This window comes from Pseudomonas sp. TH08, from assembly GCF_016651275.1.
GTDB lineage: Bacteria > Pseudomonadota > Gammaproteobacteria > Pseudomonadales > Pseudomonadaceae > Aquipseudomonas.
Genome location: NZ_JAEKEE010000001.1, coordinates 944,961 through 968,207, shown reverse-complemented (window position 1 = coordinate 968,207; position 23,247 = coordinate 944,961). Strand labels below are relative to the sequence as shown.

At 59.7% G+C, this 23,247-nt stretch carries 21 protein-coding genes; 13 read left to right on the top strand and 8 right to left on the bottom strand.

Going from position 1 to position 23,247, the window contains the following annotated elements; all coding sequences use genetic code 11:
- Positions 1-50 precede the first annotated feature (50 nt).
- Positions 51-1,286, top strand: a complete 1,236-nt coding sequence (locus JFT91_RS04615; RefSeq protein ID WP_201231687.1) for a sterol desaturase family protein — start codon at positions 51-53, stop codon at positions 1,284-1,286.
- On the opposite strand, the gene JFT91_RS04610 is transcribed toward JFT91_RS04615, so the two are convergent.
- Complete coding sequence (locus JFT91_RS04610) at positions 1,267-1,917, bottom strand: DedA family protein (RefSeq protein ID WP_201231686.1); 651 nt, start codon at positions 1,915-1,917, stop codon at positions 1,267-1,269. The genes JFT91_RS04615 and JFT91_RS04610 overlap by 20 nt on opposite strands.
- A gap of 207 nt (positions 1,918-2,124) precedes the next feature.
- Between JFT91_RS04610 and hemB the strand changes: the two genes are divergently transcribed.
- Complete coding sequence (gene hemB / locus JFT91_RS04605) at positions 2,125-3,138, top strand: porphobilinogen synthase (protein WP_008084506.1); 1,014 nt, start codon at positions 2,125-2,127, stop codon at positions 3,136-3,138.
- 18 nt (positions 3,139-3,156) lie between these two features.
- The gene (gene ppk1, locus JFT91_RS04600; protein WP_201229160.1) at positions 3,157-5,382 is read left to right on the top strand and encodes a polyphosphate kinase 1; all 2,226 of its coding nucleotides are present in this window, start codon (positions 3,157-3,159) and stop codon (positions 5,380-5,382) included.
- A 190-nt stretch (positions 5,383-5,572) separates the two neighbouring features.
- On the opposite strand, the gene ppx is transcribed toward ppk1, so the two are convergent.
- From ppx to JFT91_RS04575, 5 genes are all read right to left on the bottom strand, one after another.
- Positions 5,573-7,075, bottom strand: coding sequence for an exopolyphosphatase (gene ppx, locus JFT91_RS04595; RefSeq protein ID WP_201231685.1), 1,503 nt, complete (start codon positions 7,073-7,075; stop codon positions 5,573-5,575).
- A gap of 207 nt (positions 7,076-7,282) precedes the next feature.
- Positions 7,283-8,020 (bottom strand): amino acid ABC transporter ATP-binding protein, encoded by a 738-nt coding sequence (locus tag JFT91_RS04590; RefSeq protein ID WP_201229158.1) that lies wholly within the window; start codon positions 8,018-8,020, stop codon positions 7,283-7,285.
- A complete protein-coding gene (locus tag JFT91_RS04585; RefSeq protein WP_201231684.1) occupies positions 8,007-8,657 on the bottom strand; it encodes an amino acid ABC transporter permease in 651 nt (216 codons plus the stop codon). The genes JFT91_RS04590 and JFT91_RS04585 overlap by 14 nt, the downstream gene beginning before the upstream one ends.
- The gene (locus JFT91_RS04580) at positions 8,654-9,328 is read right to left on the bottom strand and encodes an amino acid ABC transporter permease (RefSeq protein WP_201229157.1); all 675 of its coding nucleotides are present in this window, start codon (positions 9,326-9,328) and stop codon (positions 8,654-8,656) included. Before JFT91_RS04580 ends, JFT91_RS04585 begins: the two co-directional genes overlap by 4 nt.
- A gap of 21 nt (positions 9,329-9,349) precedes the next feature.
- The gene (locus tag JFT91_RS04575) at positions 9,350-10,135 is read right to left on the bottom strand and encodes a transporter substrate-binding domain-containing protein (protein WP_201229156.1); all 786 of its coding nucleotides are present in this window, start codon (positions 10,133-10,135) and stop codon (positions 9,350-9,352) included.
- A gap of 256 nt (positions 10,136-10,391) precedes the next feature.
- Between JFT91_RS04575 and JFT91_RS04570 the strand changes: the two genes are divergently transcribed.
- The 7 genes from JFT91_RS04570 to JFT91_RS04540 all read left to right on the top strand — a co-directional run bounded on the left by JFT91_RS04570 (position 10,392) and on the right by JFT91_RS04540 (position 18,543).
- Positions 10,392-11,099 (top strand): FadR/GntR family transcriptional regulator, encoded by a 708-nt coding sequence (locus tag JFT91_RS04570; protein ID WP_201231683.1) that lies wholly within the window; start codon positions 10,392-10,394, stop codon positions 11,097-11,099.
- A 120-nt stretch (positions 11,100-11,219) separates the two neighbouring features.
- Positions 11,220-11,549: a thioredoxin TrxA gene (trxA, locus tag JFT91_RS04565; RefSeq protein WP_003206727.1), complete on the top strand. Its 330-nt coding sequence runs from the start codon at positions 11,220-11,222 to the stop codon at positions 11,547-11,549.
- A 248-nt stretch (positions 11,550-11,797) separates the two neighbouring features.
- A complete protein-coding gene (gene rho, locus JFT91_RS04560; RefSeq protein ID WP_003229334.1) occupies positions 11,798-13,057 on the top strand; it encodes a transcription termination factor Rho in 1,260 nt (419 codons plus the stop codon).
- A gap of 124 nt (positions 13,058-13,181) precedes the next feature.
- Positions 13,182-15,137 (top strand): acyltransferase family protein, encoded by a 1,956-nt coding sequence (locus tag JFT91_RS04555; RefSeq protein WP_201231682.1) that lies wholly within the window; start codon positions 13,182-13,184, stop codon positions 15,135-15,137.
- Positions 15,138-15,217: 80 nt separating this feature from the next.
- A complete protein-coding gene (ubiD, locus tag JFT91_RS04550) occupies positions 15,218-16,684 on the top strand; it encodes a 4-hydroxy-3-polyprenylbenzoate decarboxylase (RefSeq protein WP_008081413.1) in 1,467 nt (488 codons plus the stop codon).
- Positions 16,684-17,652 carry a CDP-6-deoxy-delta-3,4-glucoseen reductase gene (locus JFT91_RS04545; RefSeq protein WP_201229152.1) on the top strand — a complete coding sequence of 323 codons (969 nt, stop codon included), beginning with the start codon at positions 16,684-16,686 and terminating at the stop codon, positions 17,650-17,652. The genes ubiD and JFT91_RS04545 overlap by 1 nt, the downstream gene beginning before the upstream one ends.
- Positions 17,653-17,874: 222 nt before the next feature.
- On the top strand, positions 17,875-18,543 hold the full coding sequence (locus JFT91_RS04540; RefSeq protein WP_201229150.1) for a gamma-glutamylcyclotransferase: 669 nt from the start codon (positions 17,875-17,877) through the stop codon (positions 18,541-18,543).
- On the opposite strand, the gene glpT is transcribed toward JFT91_RS04540, so the two are convergent.
- Positions 18,519-19,868, bottom strand: coding sequence for a glycerol-3-phosphate transporter (gene glpT / locus JFT91_RS04535; RefSeq protein WP_201229148.1), 1,350 nt, complete (start codon positions 19,866-19,868; stop codon positions 18,519-18,521). The two genes, JFT91_RS04540 and glpT, sit on opposite strands and share 25 nt — an antisense overlap.
- A 224-nt stretch (positions 19,869-20,092) precedes the next feature.
- Between glpT and JFT91_RS04530 the strand changes: the two genes are divergently transcribed.
- Together JFT91_RS04530 and JFT91_RS04525 are read left to right on the top strand one after the other, a co-directional pair.
- Positions 20,093-20,722, top strand: a complete 630-nt coding sequence (locus JFT91_RS04530; protein WP_201231681.1) for a flagellar basal body-associated protein FliL — start codon at positions 20,093-20,095, stop codon at positions 20,720-20,722.
- 178 nt (positions 20,723-20,900) lie between these two features.
- The gene (locus tag JFT91_RS04525; RefSeq protein WP_201231680.1) at positions 20,901-21,512 is read left to right on the top strand and encodes an energy transducer TonB; all 612 of its coding nucleotides are present in this window, start codon (positions 20,901-20,903) and stop codon (positions 21,510-21,512) included.
- Between the two features lie 71 nt (positions 21,513-21,583).
- Here JFT91_RS04525 and JFT91_RS04520 read toward each other — a convergent pair whose 3' ends face one another.
- Positions 21,584-22,561: an NADPH:quinone oxidoreductase family protein gene (locus JFT91_RS04520; protein ID WP_201231679.1), complete on the bottom strand. Its 978-nt coding sequence runs from the start codon at positions 22,559-22,561 to the stop codon at positions 21,584-21,586.
- Positions 22,562-22,711: 150 nt separating this feature from the next.
- On the opposite strand from JFT91_RS04520, the gene JFT91_RS04515 reads away from it, so the two are divergent.
- Positions 22,712-23,119 carry a flagellar basal body-associated protein FliL gene (locus JFT91_RS04515; protein WP_201147854.1) on the top strand — a complete coding sequence of 136 codons (408 nt, stop codon included), beginning with the start codon at positions 22,712-22,714 and terminating at the stop codon, positions 23,117-23,119.
- Positions 23,120-23,247 lie beyond the last annotated feature (128 nt).

The window sequence follows — 23,247 nt, the reverse complement described above, 5'->3', positions numbered from 1 at the left end:
GGGCGGCTACGCCTAGGATCTGTCCTTCAAGACTTCACTCAGGACGCGTCATGGACTTCATTCTGTATGCGGTGCCGTTCTTTCTGGTGTTGATTGCGCTGGAACTGCTCGCCGACCGTTGGCGCGGGGTCAGCAACTATCGCCTGGCCGATGCGGTGAACAGCATCAGCACCGGCGTGCTGTCGACCACCACCGGGTTGCTGACCAAAGGCGTAGGGCTGATCACGTACGCGTTTGCCCTGGAGCATCTGGCGGTGATCCGGCTGCCCGCAGACAGCGTCTGGGTCTGGGTATTGGCCTTCGTCCTCTACGATTTCTGCTACTACTGGCTGCACCGCATGGGCCATGAGCGCAACATCCTCTGGGCTGCGCATTCGGTGCATCACCAGAGCGAGGAGTACAACCTCTCCACCGCGTTGCGCCAGACCAGTACCGGGTTTCTGCTGGGCTGGGTTTTCTACCTGCCGATGGCGGTGCTCGGAGTGCCGCTGCTGGTGTTTGTCAGCGTCGCGGCGCTGAACCTGCTTTATCAATTCTGGGTTCACACCAAACACATTCCCAAGCTCGGCTGGTACGAGTGGTTTTTTGTCACGCCGTCCAATCATCGGGCTCACCATGCACAGAACGCTCTCTACATGGATCGCAACTACGGCGGGGTGTTCATTTTTTGGGATCGGCTGTTCGGCACGTTCCAGGAGGAAGATGACAACGAACCGGTGATTTTCGGCGTGACCACAGCGCTGGCGAGCTGGAATCCGCTGTGGGCCAATGTGCAGTTTTATGCGCAGCTGTGGGACGACGCCCGGCGGGCCGAGAGCAAGTGGGACAAGTGGCGGATCTGGTTCATGCGCACCGGTTGGCGTCCGGCCGATGTCGCGGCCAGGTACCCGATGAACAAGCCGGATCTGGCTCAATTTCGCAAATTCGACGTGCCGCTTGAACGGCGTCAGCAGGGATACGTGGCGTTGCAGTTTTGCGTGTATATCGCGCTGGGCAGTTATCTGATGAATCTCGAGCGTAGCCTGCCGACGGCCGCATTGGTGCTCGGCTGGGGCGCGGTGGCGTTCGGGGTGTTTGCGTTGGGCGTAGCCCTGGAGAATCGCCCGTGGGCGCTGAAGGTGGAGCTATTGCGGCTGGCATCGAATGTGCCGCTGGTGTCGCTGGCGCCGGTCGTTGGGCTATGGCCGGCCAGCCCGCTGATGTGGGCTGGCTTGCTCGGTTACAGCCTGCTCAGTGGCATCGGGCTGTATGTGTGCCGCCAACGAATTACTCGGTTGGCGGTTTAGGCTCGTCGGCTTTGGCCTGTTCGGCTTGATGCAACTGCGCAGCTTTTGCTGCTTGCTCGTCGGCGTAGACCTGCTTCGCCAGACGCGCATTCTTGAAGCGGCGGCGCAGCCACAGGCCAACACCCAGCACCAGCAAGGCACCGAGAACCCACAGCTCGTATTTCTTGATGCTGCCGAGCATGCCTTCCAGTACCGCACCGAAGTGGTACGCCGCAGCGGCCAGTGCCGTCGCCCAGATCGCCGCACCGATGCCGTTGAGCAACAGATAGCGTCCCGGTGGATAGCCGGACAGGCCGATCGCCACCGGCATCACCGTGCGCAAGCCATAAACGAAGCGGAAGCTCAGGACCCAGATGTCCGGATGCTTGCGAATGTGTTCCAGCGCGCGGTCGCCCATCATCTGCCAGCGCGGTTTGCGCGCCAGCAACTTGCGCCCGTGCTTGCGGCCGAGGAAGTACCACAGCTGATCGCCGGCATAACTGCCGAAGAACGCCACGACCACCACCATATTGATGTCCATGTATCCACGGAACGCGAGGAAGCCCGCGAGCACCAGAATGGTTTCGCCTTCGAAAAACGTGCCGAGGAACAAGGCAAAGTAGCCAAAGTCATGCAGAAATTGTTGGAGCATTGTCTGGGTGCTGGCGAAATGAACGCGCAGCCTAACCCTTCGGACACATTCATGAAAGTGTCGAAATGTGTCTCGACGTGAACAATTCCTACACTGAGAATGGAATGCGGCTACGTGTCACGGGTCTCACGCAACTGTCATCTGTTAGTCATAATGGCCGTCTATAACTGTCACGCTCGCCCGTTTGCGCGGGCTCAGGAGTCCGCCGTGAGCTTTACCCCTGCCAACCGTTTGTTCCCAGCCACTCGCCTGCGGCGCAATCGTCGTGACGATTTTTCGCGTCGGCTGGTGCGGGAAAATGTGCTGACGGTCGATGACTTGATCCTGCCGGTGTTCGTGCTCGACGGTGAAAACCGCCGCGAAGCCGTGGCGTCGATGCCGGGCGTAGAGCGCTTGACCATCGACCTGCTGCTTGAAGAAGCGGCGAAATGGGTCGAACTGGGTATTCCGGCGCTGGCGCTGTTTCCGGTGACGCCTCCTGAACTCAAATCCCTCGACGCTGCCGAAGCCTGGAATCCCGAAGGCATTGCCCAGCGCGCGACCCGCGCCCTGCGTGAGCGCTTCCCGGAACTGGGGGTGATCACCGACGTCGCCCTCGACCCGTTCACCACTCATGGTCAGGACGGTATTCTCGACGAAGAAGGCTACGTGCAGAACGACATCACCGTCGACGCACTGGTGCGCCAGGCCCTGTCCCACGCCGAAGCCGGCGCGCAGGTGGTTGCACCGTCGGACATGATGGACGGTCGCATTCAAGCCATCCGTGAAGCGCTGGAAATCGCCGGTCACGTCAACGTGCGGATCATGGCCTACTCGGCCAAGTACGCCAGCGCCTATTACGGCCCGTTCCGCGATGCTGTGGGTTCGGCGTCGAATCTTGGCAAAGCGAACAAGGCTTCTTACCAGATGGACCCGGCCAACAGCGACGAAGCGCTGCACGAAGTCGGTGCGGACTTGTCTGAAGGCGCGGACATGGTCATGGTCAAGCCGGGCATGCCATACCTGGACATTCTTTTCCGGGTAAAAGATGCCTTCAAAGTGCCGACCTTCGTCTATCAGGTTAGCGGCGAATACGCCATGCACATGGCGGCGATCCAGAATGGCTGGTTGAGCGAGGCGGTGATTCTTGAATCACTGACCGCCTTTAAACGTGCCGGCGCTGATGGCATCCTGACTTACTTTGCTGTCCGTGCCGCTCAATTGTTACGAGAGCAGAAATAGCCCTCCCAGGAACATTCAATGAATACCGAAGGACTCACTGAAGTTGCAGTAAAAGAAGCTCAGCCGGTGGTGGAGCAAATCACCGAAACCCCGCCGGAGCTGGAGCCTGCGCCACCCGCGCCGGTGGCCGAAACCGCTGCGGCGGTGCCGGCGATTGCCATTCCGGGCCTGGATGACAGCAGCCTGTATATCCACCGCGAGCTCTCGCAACTGCAATTCAACATCCGCGTGCTGGAACAGGCGCTGGACGAGTCCTATCCGTTGCTGGAGCGGCTGAAGTTCCTGCTGATCTTCTCCAGCAACCTCGATGAATTCTTCGAAATCCGTGTTGCCGGCCTGAAAAAGCAGATCACCTTCGCCCGTGAACAGGCCGGTGCCGATGGCTTGCAGCCGCATCAAGCGTTGGCGCGAATCAGCGAGCTGGTGCACGGTCACGTTGATCGTCAATACGCGATCCTCAACGACATACTGCTGCCGGAGCTGGAAAAGCATCAGGTGCGCTTCATCCGTCGCCGTAACTGGACGACCAAGCTCAAGACCTGGGTGCGCCGCTATTTCCGCGACGAGATCGCGCCGATCATCACCCCGATCGGCCTCGACCCGACGCACCCGTTCCCGTTGCTGGTGAACAAGAGCCTGAACTTCATCGTTGAACTCGAAGGCATCGACGCCTTTGGTCGCGATTCCGGTCTGGCGATTATTCCGGCGCCGCGTCTGCTGCCACGAATCATCAAGGTGCCGGAAGAGGTTGGCGGCGCTGGCGACAACTACGTGTTCCTCTCGTCGATGATTCACGCGCACGCCGATGACCTGTTCCAGGGCATGAAGGTAAAAGGCTGCTACCAGTTCCGTCTGACCCGAAACGCCGACCTCGCGCTCGATTCCGAAGACGTCGAAGACCTGGCCCGCGCGCTGCGTGGCGAGTTGTTCTCGCGTCGTTACGGTGATGCGGTACGTTTGGAAGTCGCCGACACCTGCCCGAAACATTTGTCGGACTACCTGCTCAAGCAGTTCAACCTGAGCGAGACCGAGCTGTATCAGGTCAACGGCCCGGTCAACCTGACGCGACTGTTCAGCATCACCGGTCTGGACAGCCATCCGGAGCTGCAATACACGCCGTTCACCCCGCAGATTCCGAAACTGCTGCAAAACAGCGAGAACATTTTCAGCGTGGTCAGCAAACAGGACATCCTGCTGCTGCACCCGTTCGAGTCGTTCACGCCAGTGGTCGACCTGCTGCGCCAGGCGGCGAAAGACCCGCATGTCCTGGCCGTGCGCCAGACGCTTTACCGCTCCGGCGCCAACTCGGAAATCGTCGATGCGCTGGTCGATGCCGCGCGTAACGGCAAGGAAGTGACCGCGGTCATCGAGCTGCGCGCGCGCTTCGACGAAGAGTCCAACCTGCAACTGGCCAGCCGTCTGCAAGCGGCCGGTGCGGTGGTGATCTACGGCGTGGTCGGCTTCAAGACCCACGCCAAGATGATGCTCATTTTGCGTCGCGAGGCCGGAGAGATCGTGCGTTACGCGCACCTCGGCACCGGTAACTACCACGCCGGCAACGCCAAGCTCTATACCGACTACAGCCTGCTGACCTCCGACGATGCCTTGTGCGAAGACGTCGGCAAACTGTTCAGCCAGTTGATCGGCATGGGCAAGACGCTGCGAATGAAGAAGCTGTTGCACGCGCCGTTTACCCTGAAGAAGGGCATGCTCGACATGATTGCCCGCGAGACCCAGTTCGCCGTTGAAGGCAAACCGGCGCACATCATCGCCAAGTTCAACTCGCTGACCGATCCGAAGATCATCCGCGCGCTGTACAAGGCCAGCCAGTCCGGCGTGCGCATCGATCTGGTGGTACGCGGCATGTGCTGCCTGCGTCCGGGGATTGCCGGGGTTTCGCACAACATCCATGTGCGTTCGATCATTGGCCGCTTCCTTGAGCACACGCGGGTGTTCTACTTCCTCAACGGCGGCGAGGAGCAGATGTTCCTCTCCAGCGCCGACTGGATGGAGCGCAACCTCGACAAGCGTGTGGAGACTTGCTTCCCGGTGGAAGGCAAAAAGCTGCTGACCCGCGTGAAGAAAGAGCTGGAGCTGTACCTGACCGACAACACCCACAGCTGGAGCCTGCAGTCGGATGGCCGTTACATCCGCAACACGCCAACCGGCAACCAGAACCCGCGCAGCGCGCAGGCGACGCTGCTGGAACGCTTGGGCAGCCCGATTTTGCCGGTAAGCAGCTGACCTTCAGCCCAATAAAAAAGGCGATCCCACGGGATCGCCTTTTTTGTACCTGTCATGCACACAACCTGTGGCGAGGGGATTTATCCCCGTTGGACTGCGCAGCAGGCCCCGCTTTTGATCAAGAAAGGGGCCGCTTCGCGCTCCGACGGGGATAAATCCCCTCGCCACAAAATCCCCAGTAAACAATGTCTCAGTGGACAGTGAGGACAATCCCCACCCGCGTCAGCCAATCGGCCTCGAGGCCAAAATCCGCCTGAGTCAGCTGATTCTCATCCAGCCAGTTCTCCGGGAATTCCACGTCAAGGTTATTACCCTTGGCGTGCAATGCCACCTGCGGCATCGTCTGTGTACCGCGAATGTGGTGGAACAGGATCGCAAAGCGTAGCAGCACACAGAGGCGGATCAGCTTGTCGCCGTCGTCGCCGAAATCGGCAAACTTGTCCTTGGGAATATTGCGGCGATGGCCGCGCACCAGCAGGGCGAGCATTTGCTGGTCTTCGCGAGAGAAGCCGGCAAGGTCCGAGTGCTCGATCAGATAAGCACCGTGCTTGTGGTAGTGATAGTGAGCGATATCAAGCCCGACTTCGTGCACTTTCGCCGCCCAGCCAAGAAGTTCGCGCCAGATGCCGTCATCCAGTTCCCAGTCCACTGCTACTTGATCGAAGGCGTGCAGGGCTTTGCGCTCAACCCGTGCCGCTTGTTCCAGATCAACGTGATAGCGCTCCATCAGCGAGGTCAGGGTGCGTTCGCGCACGTCTTCGTGATGGTGACGGCCGAGCAGGTCGTAGAGCACGCCTTCACGCAGCGCGCCGTCACAGTGATCCATGCGTTGCAGTTCGAGGGCGTCGAAAATCGCTTCGAGAATCGCCAGGCCCGCCGGGAAGATTGTCCGGCGATCAGGCTTGATGCCTTCGAAATCGATCTTGTCGACGTCGCCAAGCTTGAACAGGCGACGCTTGAGCCACGCCAGACCTTCGGCGTTCACTTCGCCAGTGCCGTGCCCGCCTGCCTTCAGTGCCAGGCCGATGGCGCGGATGGTGCCTGAGGAGCCGATGGCTTCATCCCAGGTCAGGCGATGCAGGGCGTGCTCAATGCTCATGATCTCCAGCCGCGCCGCGGTGTACGCCTGGGCGTAGCGGGCCGGGGTGATCTTGCCATCCTTGAAATAGCGCTGAGTGAAGCTGACACAGCCCATTTGCAGGCTTTCGCGCAATAAAGGCTCGAAACGCTGGCCGATGATGAATTCGGTACTGCCGCCGCCGATGTCGGCCACCAGACGCTTGCCCGGGGTGTCGGCGAGGGTGTGGGACACACCGAGGTAGATCAGGCGCGCTTCTTCACGACCGGAAATGACTTCCACCGGGTGGCCGAGGATTTCTTCGGCGCGGTGGATGAACTCGAGGCGGTTGCGCGCTTCACGCAAGGCGTTGGTGCCAACGATGCGCACGGCGCCGAGCGGCATGCCGTTGATCAGTTGGGCAAAGCGCTTGAGGCAATCGAGGCCGCGTTGCATCGATTCTTCGTTGAGCTTGCGCTCATCGTCGATGCCGGCAGCCAACTGAACCTTCTCGCCGAGCCGCTCGAGAATGCGGATTTCGCCGTTCTGGGCCTTGGCCACGACCATGTGAAAGCTGTTGGAGCCCAGGTCGATTGCGGCGATCAGGGACAGATTCTTGGCTTGGGATTGCGGCATGGTCAGGGGGTCTCGGTCGATAACCCCGACATCGTGCCACGATCAAACGCTGGCGCCAACGCGCATGGTTCAAACCCTTGATTCAGCGCATAAAGTCTGTGACCGCTGCGCGGTCAATCGCGGGCAAGCTCACTCCTACAGGTGACCGCATTCCAATGTAGGAGTGAGCCTGCTCGCGATGAGGACCTAAAAGCCCCTGTATTTCCTTCAGGCTGTCGCTTCAACGGTGCCAATAAAGTTCGCCAGCTCAGCCGTCTGCGGATTGGCAAACAACACCTTCGGATCCCCCACCTCATGCACCTTGCCATGGTGCATGAACACCAATTTATCGCCGACCTCACGGGCAAAGCGCATTTCGTGGGTGACCATGATCAGTGTCATGCCTTCCTTGGCCAGTTGCCGCACCACGCTGAGCACTTCGTTGACCAGTTCCGGGTCGAGCGCCGAGGTGATCTCGTCGCACAGCAGCACCTTTGGCGACATCGCCAACGCGCGCGCAATCGCTACCCGTTGCTGTTGGCCGCCGGACAACCGATCCGGGAAGGCGTCAAATTTTTCCCCCAGGCCGACCCGTTCGAGCATCTCGCGCGCCAGTTCCGCTGCCTTGGCTTTCGGCACTTTCTGCACCACTTGCGGTGCAAGCATGACGTTTTCGCCAACGGTCAGGTGCGGGAACAAGTTGAACTGCTGAAAGACCATGCCGACTTTCTGCCGCAGGCTGCGCAGGTCGGCGCGGGCGGCGTCGAGATACTCGCCGTCGACTTCAATCACGCCGTCGTTGATCGACTCCAGGCCATTAAGCGTGCGCAGCAAGGTCGATTTGCCCGAGCCGCTGCGGCCGATGATCGCCACCACCTGGCCTTCCTCGACGGTCAGGTCGATGCCTTTGAGCACATGGTGATCGCCGTAGTATTTATGCAGGGCGGAAATTCTAAGCAGAGGCATGCAGTCTCCTTTCCAGGTAGCGCGCACTGAGGGACAAGGGGTAGCAGAGCAGGAAGTAGCCGAGGGCGACGAGGCCATAGACCATGAACGGTTCAAACGTGGCATTGGCGAGCATGCCGCCAGTCTTGGTCAGCTCGGTGAAACCGATGATCGAGGTCACCGCGGTGCCTTTGACCACTTGCACCGAGAAGCCCACGGTCGGCGCCACGGCAATGCGCAGCGCTTGCGGCAGGATCACGTAGCGCAGTTGTTCCAGCGGATTCAGCGCCAGACTCGCCGAGGCTTCCCACTGGCCATTCGGAATCGACTCCACGCAACCGCGCCAGATCTCCGCCAGATATGCACTGGTGAACAAGGTCAGGGCAATCGCTGCGGCCATCCACGGTGATATTTCGATCCCGGCCAGCGCCACGCCGAAGAACACCAGAAACAGCTGCATTAACAGTGGCGTGCCCTGAAACAGTTCGATCCAGGTGCGGGCGATATTGCTCGACACGGCGTTTTTCGAGATGCGCATGATCAGGATCAGCAGCCCGACGAGCCCGCCGCCAATAAACGCCACCAGCGACAACGCCAGTGTCCATTGCAGGCCGACGAGCAGGTTGCGCAGGATGTCCCAGAAGGTGAAATCGCTCATACGCGGCTCCCGCTTCGGCTGATGTAGCGACGGCCGATCCAGTTCAGCAGTTGGCGGATCAGCAGCGCCATGCACAGGTAGATCAGCGTGGTCAGCGCATAGGTTTCAAAGGCGCGGAAGTTGCGCGACTGAATAAAATTGGCGGCAAAGCTCAACTCTTCGGTAGCGATCTGCGAACACACCGCCGAACCGAGCATGACGATGATGATCTGGCTGCTCAGCGCCGGCCAGACCTTGCCCAGCGCCGGCAGCAGCACCACGTGGCGGAACGCCTCGAAACGCGTCATCGCCAGTGCCGCCGCCGCTTCCAGTTGCCCGCGCGGGATCGCCTGAATGCCGGCGCGGATAATCTCGGTCGAGTACGCGCCGAGGTTGATCACCATCGCCAGCACCGCCGCTTGCCACTCGGAAATCTGCAGGCCAAGCGAGGGCAGACCGAAGAAGATGAAGAACAGTTGCACCAGAAACGGCGTATTGCGGATCAACTCGACGTAGACGCCGAAGATCGTCGAGAACGGGCGGATCTCCCAAGCCCGTACCAGCGCTCCGACAATACCCACGCCCACCCCAAGCAGCGCGCCGATGGCCGTCAGTTCAAGGGTGAACAGTGCTCCGCGCAGCAGCAGGTCGGTGTTTTCCAGCACCGGCATGAAATCAAACTGATAAGCCATGAAGGTCTCCCGCGCAGTCGATCAGAGATCGGCCGGCAGCGGCTCTTTCAGCCAGGTCTGCGAGTTCTTTTCCAAAGCGCCGTCAGCTTTGGCGGTGGTCAGGATGTCGTTGACCTTGGCCAGCAGCGCTGCTTCGTTCTTGTTCACGCCAACGTAGACCGGCGAATCCTTGAGCTTCACTTTCAGCGCCGGCACACGTTTCGGGTTCTTTTCGCTGATTGCGACCATCACCACGTTGCCGCTGGCGATCAGGTCGACCTGCCCGGCGAGATAAGCGGCGATGGTCGAGTTGTTGTCTTCGAAACGCTTGATGGTCACGCCTTCCGGGGCGACTTTGCTCAGCTCGATGTCTTCGATGGCGCCACGGGTGACGCTGATGGTTTTGCCCTTGAGGTCGTCGAGGCTGGCGATCGCCGCGTCTGGCGGGCCGAACACGGCGAGGTAAAACGGTGCGTAGGCGCGGGAGAAGTCGATGACTTTCTCGCGCTCCGGGTTTTTGCCGAGGCTGGAAATCACCAGGTCGACTTTGCCGGTGGTCAGAAACGGAATGCGGTTGGTGCTGTTGACCGGGGTCAGTTCGAGTTTGACCTTGAGCTGATCGGCCAGCAGTTTTGCCGTGTCGATGTCCAGGCCACGGGGTTTCATGTCCGGGCCGACCGAGCCGAACGGCGGGAAGTCCTGGGGTACGGCGACTTTCAGCGTGCCGCGTTTGACCACGTCGTCGAGACCGTCGGCATGAGCGGGGGCCTGGCACAGCAGCAGGCCGGCAAACAGGGAAGCGAGGAGGGCGCTGTAACGCTGGGTCATGGACAATCTCCGGATCGGCGGGAAGTGAATGCTGCGATCGGACAGAGCACGGGCCGTGCCAATACGCTGCTTTTGCCCCGGAAAGCCCCAGTTTCAGCGGACTTGTTCGGTCTTACTGGTCTGAACAGTCAGGTTGTTTTTCGCACTGCCATGGCGCACCGGGCGGATTCACCGAACCCCGCTGGGGCACGACTTGCCGGACTCGGCGAATAGCTTTACAACTAGCCGCACATTGGCCTGACGCGTCTGAACAACCATGAATTCGATTTCCCGTGCGGTCCCCGAAGTGGCACTGCAAGCGATCCGCAAACTGATCACCGAACAGGGTTTCGGCGCGGGCGATGCCTTGCCGTCGCAGCGCGATCTGGCCTTGCAGTTGGGCGTCAGCCGGGCTTCATTGCGTGAAGCACTGTCGTCGCTGAGCGCGTTGGGTGTGGTCAGCATTCAGCCGGGCAAGGGTGTTTTCGTGCAGTCACCGGTGGAGTTGTCGCGCGGTGAGAACGCTCCGGGCTGGTCCTTCGCGGCGCAGGCGTCACCGCTGGATATCTTTCAATTGCGCTACGCGCTGGAAGGCTTTGCCGCCGGGCTGGCGGCAATGACCCTGAGCACGTTCGATCTGGATGCACTGGAGGACAATGTCGCGGCAATGCGCGAGCAATTGCGCAATGCAGACTTCGAAGCGGCGGCGAAGCTGGACTTCGAATTCCACCGGCGAATCCTGCTGGCCAGCGGCAATCAGGCGATGCTGAGCATCCTCACCAACAGCGCCGAGATGTTTCTGGAGAGTCAGAAACTACCGTTCATCCGTGCCGAACGCGCCATGGAAACCTGGCAGGAACACCGCAAGATCCTCCGCGCGCTCGCACGCCGGTCCTCCGGGGCCGCGCAAAAAGCCATGCAGGAACACGTGCGCAACGCTGCCCTTCGTACTGGAATCGCCTTTACCGCCCCCGCCACGGCGTGACTTGAGCTATACCCAAACTCATGGGGCACCATAGCAAGACTCAATCATCTGCGGCTTCCTGAACAGGGGAAGGGCGGCTATGATGGGCCACGTTTTTTTGCTTACAACCTGGAGAATTCCATGAGCAGCGATCTTATCAAACACGTTAGCGACGCTAGCTTCGAAGCCGACGTACTCAAGGCCGAAGGCGCTGTCCTGGTCGATTACTGGGCTGAATGGTGCGGTCCTTGCAAAATGATCGCTCCGGTTCTGGACGAGATTGCCGAGACTTACAAAGGCAAGCTGACCGTTGCCAAACTGAACATCGACGAAAATCAGGAAACCCCGGCCAAGCACGGCGTGCGTGGTATCCCGACGCTGATGCTGTTCAAAAACGGCAACGTTGAAGCGACCAAGGTCGGCGCTCTGTCGAAGTCGCAACTGGCCGCTTTCCTCGACGCCAACATCTAAGCGTCGCTGTAAAGAGCCGGAAAAAAAGCCCCGCAAATAGCGGGGCTTTTTGCGTATTCAGGGCTAGACGCTCCGAAACTCAGGTGGTACATTCGGCCCCGCACTGGTTTCTCCAATGCCCCCTGCTAGCCGTCGCCGACGCACTCCTTTTCGAATAAGACGCGATCCTGTCGCCTTCTCTGCGGCGCGGCCTCATTAAGCCAAAAGCTTAATTTCCCCCCCTCCATAAATGATTACGTCATTCCTATATGAATCTGACTGAACTCAAGCAAAAGCCGATTACCGAACTGCTCGAATTGGCCGAACAGATGGGCATAGAAAATATGGCCCGTTCGCGCAAGCAGGACGTGATTTTCTCCCTGCTGAAAAAGCACGCGAAAAGCGGCGAGGAAATCTCCGGTGATGGCGTGCTGGAGATTCTCCAGGACGGCTTCGGCTTCCTGCGCTCCGCTGACGCTTCCTACCTGGCCGGCCCGGACGATATCTACGTCTCGCCAAGCCAGATCCGCCGTTTCAACTTGCGCACCGGTGACACCATCGTTGGCAAGATCCGCCCTCCGAAGGAAGGCGAGCGGTATTTCGCCCTGCTCAAGGTCGACACGATCAACTTCGATCGTCCCGAGAACGCGAAAAACAAGATTCTTTTCGAGAACCTGACCCCGCTGTTCCCGACCGTGCGCATGAAGATGGAAGCCGGTAACGGTTCCACCGAAGACTTGACCGGTCGCGTGATCGACCTGTGCGCCCCGATCGGCAAAGGCCAGCGTGGTCTGATCGTGGCACCGCCGAAAGCCGGTAAAACGATCATGCTGCAAAACATCGCAGCGAACATCGCCCGTAACAACCCTGAAGTTCACCTGATCGTGCTGCTGATCGACGAGCGTCCGGAAGAAGTAACCGAAATGCAGCGCACCGTGCGCGGCGAAGTGGTTGCCTCGACTTTCGACGAGCCGCCGACCCGTCACGTACAGGTTGCCGAAATGGTGATCGAGAAGGCCAAGCGCCTGGTCGAACACAAGAAAGACGTGGTGATCCTGCTCGACTCCATCACCCGTCTGGCCCGTGCCTACAACACCGTGATCCCGAGCTCCGGCAAGGTATTGACCGGTGGTGTCGATGCTCACGCCCTGGAGAAGCCAAAGCGTTTCTTCGGTGCTGCGCGTAACATCGAAGAAGGCGGCTCGCTGACCATTATCGCCACCGCGCTGGTTGAAACCGGCTCGAAAATGGACGAAGTGATCTACGAAGAGTTCAAGGGTACCGGCAACATGGAGCTGCCTCTGGATCGCAAGATCGCCGAGAAGCGCGTGTTCCCTGCGATCAACATCAACCGCTCCGGCACCCGCCGTGAAGAGTTGCTGACCGCTGACGACGAACTGCAGCGCATGTGGATTCTGCGCAAGCTGCTGCACCCGATGGACGAAGTGGCTGCCATCGAGTTCCTGGTCGACAAGCTGAAAACGACCAAGACCAACGACGAGTTCTTCCTGTCGATGAAACGCAAGTAATACACACGCTGTAAAAAAGAACGCTCCCGAAAGGGGCGTTTTTTTGCGTGCGCACTGCATAACTTTCGATACGCGCTAGTGTCCTTGTTTGGATCGGTTTGTACCTACAAGGACAAGAAAGGTTATGCACACGTTTGGCAATCGCCGTGATATCGACGGATTACGGGCATTGGCGGTTTTACCCGTCGTACTGTTTCATTTCGGATTCAGTACATTCAGCGGCGGCTTTGTCGGCGTTGACGTGTTCTTCGTCATTTCCGGTTTCCTGATCACCGGTATTCTGTTTCGGGAAATCAGCGCGCAACGTTTCAGCTTCATTGATTTCTGGGCCCGTCGGGCACGTCGCATCATCCCGGCACTGACAGTGGTCATGGTAGTCACGCTGGCGTTGGGCTGGTTGTTGCTGACAGCCAAGGACTATTCCGAACTGGGACGAACGGTGCGCTATCAGTCGCTGTTCATCTCCAACATTCTGTTCATGCGCGAAGACGGCTACTTCCAGCCGGCTTCGGACCTGAAACCGCTGCTGCACACCTGGTCGCTGGCGGTGGAAGAGCAGTACTACATTTTCTTCCCGTTGCTGATGGCCGTGCTGGTCCGTTATGTCCGTCATTGGCGCTGGATGCTGTTTGCGGTACTGCTGGTGTCGTTCGGCTTGAACATTCATTACATCGAACACAAGCCGGAATTCACCTTCTTCTCGCTGCCAACCCGAGCCTGGGAGCTGTTGTGCGGCGCAATGCTCGCGGTGACGCCGGCGCCGAAACAGCCCATGCGCCCTTGGCTGTACCAGGTTGTCGGCCTCGCCGGGCTGACAGCGGTGCTGGTCGCGGTGTTCACTTTTGACAAGTCCACCGTATTCCCCGGCTGGGCGGCCCTGCTGCCGGTGTTGGGGACGACGGCGCTGATCTGGTCGGGTGCACAAGGTGCGAGCTGGACGGCGCGACTGTTGAGTCTGCGCGTGCTGGTCTGGGTCGGTTTGCTCTCTTACTCGCTGTACCTGTGGCACTGGCCGGTCTATGTCTACGCCAATGCCATTTCGATCGACGGCATTCAGCCTGTGGAGGCCATCGGCTGGATCGCTCTGGCGTTGAGCCTTGCGTGGCTGAGCCTGCGCTATGTCGAGTTGCCGTTCCGGGAAAAGCGCCTGCTGGCTTCGCGCAATGCAGTGTTGGCTGGTGCGGTGGCGACCATCGCCGTGTTGGTGGCGACAGGGTCGGCGATCCGTTCGGCCGATGGTGTACCTCAGCGTCTGACCGGCAAGGCACTGGAATACGCACAGTCCCGTGAATGGCGGGCCGGGCAGATGAAATGCATGTTGGTCACCCAGGACAAGTCCCTGGACAAGGCCTGTCTGGTCGGTGGCAATGAAGATGTCCCGGCCACTCAACTGATCTGGGGCGACAGCCACACCGCCGCGTTGCTCCCGGCCATCGAGAGCAATGCGCGTCGCGAAGGGCGCCCGGTCTGGCTGTACAGCATGAGCGCCTGTCCGCCGATTCTCAGTGATGATCCGCGCCAGCGCTGCAAGGATTTCAACGAGCAGACCATGGAGCGCGTGCGCAGCCTGGGGATCAAGGATGTGGTGCTGGCGTCCAACTGGAGTCTGTACATGTATGGCCGCGAAGACGGCGACAAAAAGGTTCTGCTCAATCCCCATGACGATACTGCCCAGGCCGAACAGCGCATGGCTGTGGCGCTCAAGGCGCGAGTGGCAGCGCTGAGGCAAGCGGGTGTGCAAGTCTGGCTGTTCAAGGAAGTGCCGTTGCAACGCAAAGGCATCATCAATCGCCTGACCAGCCTTGCGCGGATCGGGCGCTCGGCCGAAGGTCTTGGCCGTCCCCTTGAGGAGCATCTGGCGCGGCAGCGCTTTATCAGCGTTTTGTTCGAGTCCATGAGCGCTGCCGATCCTGGCGTTCATGTGATTGATCCGACACCGATGATGTGCGCGGGCGAGGTCTGCAGTATCGAGGTCAACGGTCATTCGCAGTACCGGGACGAAGATCACTTGTCGGACGCCGGCAGCGCCCGACTGAGCCCGCTGTTTGCGCCGTTGCTGCTGGGTGTGAGCCACAATTGAGCGATGCCGGGCGCTGACGGGCTGCTGTTTGCCCGTCAGAGCAGGTAGGATGTACGCCTATTTTGAGGGTGCCATCGTCAATGAAATTCAAGGATCTTCGGGATTTCGTGCAGCAGCTTGAGCAGCGCGGAGAGTTGAAACGCATCCAGATTCCCGTCTCGCCGGTGCTGGAGATGACTGAGGTGTGCGACCGCACGCTGCGGGCCAAGGGCCCGGCGTTGCTGTTCGAGAAGCCGACAGGCTACGACATCCCGGTGCTCGGCAACCTGTTCGGCACCCCCGAGCGGGTGGCCATGGGCATGGGCGCCGAGTCGGTCAGCGAGCTGCGCGAGATCGGCAAGCTGCTGGCCTTTCTCAAGGAGCCGGAGCCGCCGAAGGGCTTGAAGGACGCGTGGTCGAAGCTGCCGATCTTCCGCAAGATCATCTCGATGGCGCCGAAAGTCGTCAAAGACGCGGTGTGCCAGGAAGTGGTCATCGAAGGCGACGACGTCGACCTGGCGATGCTGCCGGTGCAGACCTGCTGGCCCGGCGACGTTGGGCCGCTGATCACCTGGGGCCTGACCGTCACCAAAGGCCCGAACAAGGAGCGCCAGAACCTTGGCATCTACCGTCAGCAAGTGATCGGCCGTAACAAGGTGATCATGCGCTGGCTGAGCCACCGTGGCGGCGCGCTCGACTTCCGCGAATGGTGCGAGAAACATCCGGGCCAGCCGTTCCCGGTGTCCGTGGCTCTGGGTGCCGATCCGGCGACCATTCTTGGCGCCGTGACGCCGGTGCCGGACAGTCTCTCCGAATACGCTTTTGCCGGTCTGCTGCGCGGTAACCGAACGGAACTGGTCAAGTGCCGTGGCAACGACCTGCAAGTGCCGGCCACCGCCGAGATCATCCTTGAAGGCGTGATCCATCCGGGCGAAATGGCCGACGAAGGCCCGTACGGCGACCACACCGGTTACTACAACGAAGTCGACAGCTTCCCGGTGTTCACCGTCGAGCGCATCACCCACCGGATCAAGCCGATCTACCACAGCACCTACACCGGCCGTCCGCCGGATGAGCCGGCGATTCTCGGCGTGGCGCTGAACGAAGTGTTCGTGCCGATCCTGCAGAAGCAGTTCCCGGAGATCACCGATTTCTACCTGCCGCCGGAAGGTTGCTCGTACCGCATGGCCATCGTGACCATGAAGAAATCGTATCCGGGGCACGCCAAGCGCGTGATGCTCGGTGTCTGGTCGTTTTTGCGACAGTTCATGTACACCAAATTCGTTATCGTCACCGACGACGATATCAACGCCCGGGACTGGAATGATGTGATCTGGGCGATCACCACGCGCATGGACCCCAAGCGCGACACGGTGATGATCGATAACACGCCGATCGACTATCTCGATTTCGCCTCGCCGATTTCTGGCCTGGGTTCGAAGATGGGCCTCGATGCCACCCACAAGTGGCCGGGCGAAACCACTCGCGAGTGGGGCCGTGTGATTGTCAAGGACGACGCCGTTACCCAACGGATCGATGCCATCTGGAATCAATTAGGAATAGATTGATGCGTGTAACCCTTCAGCCCTCCGGAGCAGTGCTTGAGATACGGCCCGGTGAGCGGATTCTCGACGGTGCGCGGCGGTTGGGCTATGAATGCCCGCAAAGCTGCCGCAATGGTAATTGTCACGTGTGCGCGGCGCTGCTGGTGGAAGGCCGGGTCGAGCAGGACGGCAAGGTGCACGACCACGGCGAGTTCTACACTTGCATAGCCGAGCCGCTGGAAGACTGCATCCTGCTGTGGGATGGCGTGCTCGCGCTGGGAGAACTGCCGGTGCGCAGCCTGTCGTGTCAGGTCATCGAATGCCGCGACGTCGGCGGCGATACCTGGCGTGTGCGTTTGCGCGCACCCGCCGGCAAGCCGCCGCGTTATCACGCCGGGCAATATTTGATGATCGAGCGCGAGAACGGCGAGAAATCGGCGTTCTCCATGGCCTCGGCTCCGCATGGCGGGCGCGATCTGGAAATCCATGTGCTGGCGCGCGAAGCCAGTGCACTGAGCCTGCTCGAACAGCTGCAACGCAACCCGATGGTGCGCGTTCAGTTGCCGTTCGGTGACACGCATCTGGCGGAATTGCCCGACGGGCCGCTGGTGCTGGTCGCTGCTGGTACCGGCATGGGCCAGATTCACGCACTGATCGAACATTGCCGCGCCAACGGCTTCAAACACCCGGTGCATCTGTACTGGGGCGTGCGTCGTCCGGAAGATTTCTATGAGATCGAACATTGGGACGAATGGCTGAAGCTGCCCAATCTGTTCCTGCACAAAGTCGTCAGCGATCAGTGCGGCTGGGAAGGGCGCTGCGGCATGCTGCACGAGGCGGTCTGCGAAGACTTCCCGGATCTGAAACCGCTGCACGTCTACGCCAGCGGTTCGCCGGCCATGGTCTACGGCACACTCGACGCTTTGGTCGAGGCCGGGATGGACGCTCACCAGATGCGTGCCGACGTGTTTGCGTACGCGCCTCGCTCTTGAGCCTCGCTCTTAAGCTGCGCTGCTGATTCGTTATAACTCTCTATATAGCCGATCGGTATTTATCTAATTGGATAAATACCGCTAGGTTATATATCAATCAGGCAATCGATTAATAACTGTGCCATGGCACTTAAATTGCCTTAAAACATATGTGCCTTATTGTTACAGCGGTGCGTTCTATTAAGTAATTCTTCACCCGCGGGGAGCTGAACGCTATTCGCCATGAGTGCCATTGAAAACGCTTTTCTGAACCTGGCTTACCCTCCGCGGCTCGATCTTGGGCCGCAGCTGACGCACGAACAACTTCTCGCTTCCATGCAATCGACCATGGCGCGCCACAAGGGCGGGCCGGTGTGGCTGTTCGCCTACGGTTCGCTGATCTGGCGGCCGGAATGCACGGCGGTGGAAAGGGTGCGCGGCCGCGTGCATGGCTACCATCGCGGCTTGTACCTGTGGTCGCACGAGCATCGCGGTACGCCGGAAATGCCCGGTCTGGTGTTTGGTCTGGATCGTGGCGGTTCGTGCAGCGGCTTCGCTTATCGCCTGCCGGAAGACAATCTCGACGCGGCGCTGTACGCATTGTGGAAGCGCGAAATGCCAGTGCCATCCTATCGGCCACACTGGCTCAACTGCCGGCTCGAAGATGGCAGTCAGGTGCAGGCGTTGGGGTTTGTATTGGAGCGACACCTGCCCAGCTATGCCGGCAACTTGCCGGATCACGTGCTGAGTCAGGTGTTTGAAAGCGCTTGCGGGCGTTACGGTACCACTCGCGATTATGTCGAGCAGACCGCACACGCCCTGCGCAGCCACGCCATGCCAGACCGAAATCTGGAGGCGCGGCTCAAGCGCTGTCAATCACAGTCCGATCACGCGACTGCTTCACGGCTCTGACTGGCGACTTGCTTGTGCCACAGGGTCGGGGCCAGGAAGGCCATCGACAGCAGGCAAGCGCCCACCAGCAGCACGAACCCGCCGTCCCAGCCGAAGTGGTCAACGGTGTAGCCCATCGCCGCACTCGCCGCGACCGAACCGCCCAGATAACCAAACAGACCGGTGAAACCGGCCGCCGTGCCAGCGGCTTTTTTCGGTGCCAGTTCCAGCGCCTGCAGACCGATCAGCATCACCGGGCCGTAGATCAGGAAGCCGATCGAGAACAGCGCGATCATGTCGACGGTCGGGTTGCCAGCCGGGTTCAGCCAGTACACCAGCGTCGCCACAGTCACCAGCGCCATGAACACCATGCCGGTCAGGCCGCGGTTGCCACGGAAGATCTTGTCCGACATCCAGCCGCACAGCAGCGTGCCCGGAATACCCGCCCACTCGTAAAAGAAGTAAGCCCAGGAAGTTTTATCGACGGTGAAACCCTTGGCTTCTTTCAGATAGGTCGGTGCCCAGTCCAGCACGCCATAGCGCAGCAGGTAGACAAAGACGTTGGCCATGGCGATGTACCAGAGCATTTTGTTGCGCAGCACGTATTTGACGAAGATTTCTTTCGCGCTGAATTCGTCTTCGTGGCTGGCGTCGTAGCCTTCCGGGTAATCGTTCTTGTACTTCTCGATTGGCGGCAGGCCAACCGATTGCGGGGTGTCGCGCATGGTGATGAAGGCAAACACCGCCACGCCCAGCGCTACCGCTGCCGGTACGTAGAACGCCGCGTGCCAGTCGTTGAACAGGCCCATGCCGAGCAGGAACAGCGGGCCGATCAGGCCGCCACCGACGTTATGCGCCACGTTCCATACCGAGACCACGCCGCCACGTTCTTTCTGCGACCACCAGTGCACCATCGTCCGGCCACTTGGCGGCCAGCCCATGCCCTGAGCCCAGCCGTTGATGAACAGCAGAATGAACATCATGGTCACGCTGGACGTTGCCCACGGTGCGAAACCGAAAACGAACATCACCCCGGCCGACACCAACAGGCCGAAAGGCAGGAAGAAGCGCGGGTTTGAACGGTCGGACACCAGGCCCATGAGGAACTTCGACAAGCCATAGGCGATGGCAATCGCCGACATCGCCAGACCCAGATCACCGCGGCTGTAGCCTTCGTCGATCAAGTACGGCATGGCCAGCGAGAAGTTTTTGCGCAGCAGGTAATAACCCGCGTAACCAAAGAAAATACCGGCGAAGATCTGCCAGCGCAGGCGTCGGTAAGTGCTGTCTATTTTTTCTTCAGGCAATGGAGCCTGATGTGCGGCAGGTCGAAAGAAAGCAAACATTCAAGAGCTCCAAATTTCTTGTTTTGACTGCGGATGCGAATGTTACAGTTTCGTTACCGAAAATAGCACCGGTTCGCATCGCCAAAACAGCGGAAAATGTTGGAAGTCGCATGTTCTTTTACGAACCTGTCGCTCAGCTGTAAGAACAGGGCGTTTTTGTCGCCGTCACAGGGTTGTGTCATAGACTCGCCAGCAGTCACCCACTGATCGCGCAGAGAACAATGATGGCCCCGATGATTCGCAGGTTATGGCCCAGATTGCTGATGGTGGTCGCCGTCATCGCCTCTGTTCTCGCGCTGAGTTTCGCTCAGGGCGCTGCGGCGCCGGGGTTGCGCAATGCCACGGTGCTGATCGTCCGTCATGCGGAAAAACCGGCATTAGGCCCGCAACTCAATGCTCGGGGTGAAGCGCGCGCCGCCGCTTACGCTGACTACTTCACTTCATTGCAGCTGGAGGGTGAGGCCCTGACACCGCAACGCCTGATCGCCACCGCCGACAGCGCGCAAAGCATCCGCCCGCGCCAGACCTTGATCCCCTTGGCGCAACGCCTGCAACTGCCGATCGAACAACCCTTCGCCAACAACGACGTCGACAAACTGGTCAGCCTGCTGCGCAAGGACAATCAGGCGAAAACCGTGCTGATCGCCTGGCACCACGGCCACATCAATAAACTCATCGGCGCGTTCGGCGGCAATGGCCCGGCATTGATCGGCCAGCCGAAATGGCCGGTGGATGTATATGACTGGCTGATCGTTTTGCGTTTCGACGACAAGGGGCAACTGGTTGAGTCCCGAAGCGAGAAGGTGCAGGAGCAGCTGATGCCGGGCGACATTGCTGACCCTAGCGGAGGCTAACAGTCCGTCAGAAAAGTTACCCGAGACACTTTGCCCGGTGTTTTTGCCCTTTTATGCTTGGGGTTTAGGAAATGTCCTGCGTCCAACGGAGAAGCTGCGCCATTCATTGATCAGTCATTGTTCCGTAACCTTTGTGCTGTTGCCGGGAAGGGCGAATCACTAAGGAAGGGGCGGGATCATGCGCTGGTTTTTTGTTTGGCTTTTGTTGGCGTTCGGAGGTTCTGCTCTGGCCTCAGAGATGTTTTTGATACCGGAAAACAATCCCAAACCTGTTTATCCCCGAATGCTGCAACGTGCGGGCATCACGGGGGAGGTGAGGGTCAGTTTTATCGCCAGGGCGGATGGCTCGGTCGGTGAGATCAAGATTCGGGAAAGCACTCACCCTGACTTGTCCGAAGCGGTTCGAGTCGCGATAGCGCAGTGGCGGTTCAAACCCTGGGTGGTTGAAGGGGAGAAACCTGAAGAGCAGGAAATCGTCGCACCCATGATCTTTCGCCTCGAAGACCAGCCGCTTCATATCAACCAATGGCTGAAAACAGTTAAATGCCGGGCGGTTAACGAAAACCTTGGGAATATGAGTGAGTTCGATTGGGTTGACTCGAACATTTTTGCGTATACGCGAGCTTATCTTTCAAATTCACTCACCCGGCATCAATTGTCGGATGAACAGCGTCTGGCGATGATTGCGAAGATGAACAAACGGGTTTCGATGATTGTAAGAGGTTGTCGAGAGAGCCCAACGCGCAAGTTTATGAGTCTGCTGCCTGTGGAGATTCGGGAGTTGCTTTGAGTTGAGGCCTGAGCAATAAACGGAAAGCCAGAATTACCGGACAGGCAACTCTGGCCTTCGTCGAGAGTTTCTCAGCGCACCTGCACCACAACCTTACCGACAGCCTTGCGCTGGCCAAGATCATTGATCGCCTGCGCCGCATTGCTCAGCGGATAAACCTGCGACACAAGCGGTTTCAACTTGCCCTCGGCAAACCAGCCGAACAATTGCTGAAAGTTCGCCGCGTTGTCCTGCGGCTGGCGTTGGGCGAAGGAGCCCCAGAACACGCCAAGTACCGCCGCCCCTTTGAGCAGGGCGAGGTTGACCGGCAGCTCAGGGATGCGCCCGCTGGCGAAGCCGACAACGAGCAAGCGGCCGTTCCAGGCGATGGCGCGGATGGCCTGGTCGAACAGATCGCCACCGACCGGATCGTAAATCACGTCGGCGCCCTGGCCGTCGGTGAGGCGCTTGATTTCATCCTTGAGGCTGGCTTCGCTGTAGTTGATCAACTCGTCGGCGCCGGCAGCCTTGGCCACCGCGAGTTTCTCGGCACTGCTGGCGGCGGCGATGACGCGGGCGCCCATGGCTTTGCCGATTTCCACAGCAGCGAGGCCGACACCGCCGGACGCACCGAGCACCAGCAGGGTTTCGCCCGGTTGCAGTTGGGCGCGTTGCTTGAGCGCGTGCATCGAGGTGCCGTAGGTCATGCTGAAAGCGGCGGCGGTGTTGAAGTCCATTGATGGCGGAATCGGCAGGACGTTATAGCCCGGCACGGCGACCTGTTCGGCGAAACTGCCCCAGCCGGTCAGGGCCATGACCCGATCGCCGACCTTGAGATGACTGACCTTTTCGCCGACTTCGCGAACCACCCCCGCGGCCTCACCGCCCGGGGAGAACGGGAAGGGCGGTTTGAACTGGTACTTGCCCTCGATGATCAGCGTGTCCGGAAAGTTGACCCCGGCGGCGTGCACGTCCAGCAGGATTTCGTTCTTTTTCGCGACAGGGCTGGCGACGTCTTCCAGCACCAGCGATTCGGCAGGGCCGAAGGCTTTGCACAGCACGGCTTTCATCAGGGCTATTCCTTTGGGAGTGATGGCCGATAAGTGTAGGTGTGTCAGTCAACGGGTCAACGAGCATGCCCGACCCTGATAGTCAGCCATAAGCTTGTGCTTGCGCGGCGGGTCGTTATGCTAGGCCGCAAACCGGATAAGGAGCGAATTGTGAAAGCGTGGATCATGTTGTTGCTGGCCCTGTCTCTGCCTGTGGCAGCGCTGGCCGAAGAGGCCAAAGAAGGCGAAGCGCCGAAGGTCAGCTATATCACCTTGAGCCCGCCGTTTGTGGGCAACTATGGGCTGGACGGCACGCCGAAGCTCAAGGTCTACAAGGCTGACGTGGCTTTGCGCGTGACCGGCGACGAGGCGAGCAAGCTGGTCAAGGCCAACGAACCGCTGATTCGTAATCAACTGGTGGCGTTGTTTACCCAGCAGTCGACCGAGGCGATGAGCAGCATCGAGGGTAAAGAGAAGCTGCGTCAGGAAGCGCTGAAGCAAACTCAGCAAGTCATGAATGACGAGACCGGCAAGCCGGTGGTTGAGGATCTGTTGTTCAACAACCTGATCATTCAGTAAGACTTCTGCTGTCCGGGCGGGCCCCTTCGCGAGCAGGCTCGCTCCCACATGTTTCTCTGGTGTTCACAAAATCTGTGGTCACTGAAAATCCCTGTGGGAGCGAGCCTGCTCGCGAAGGCATTTTGTCA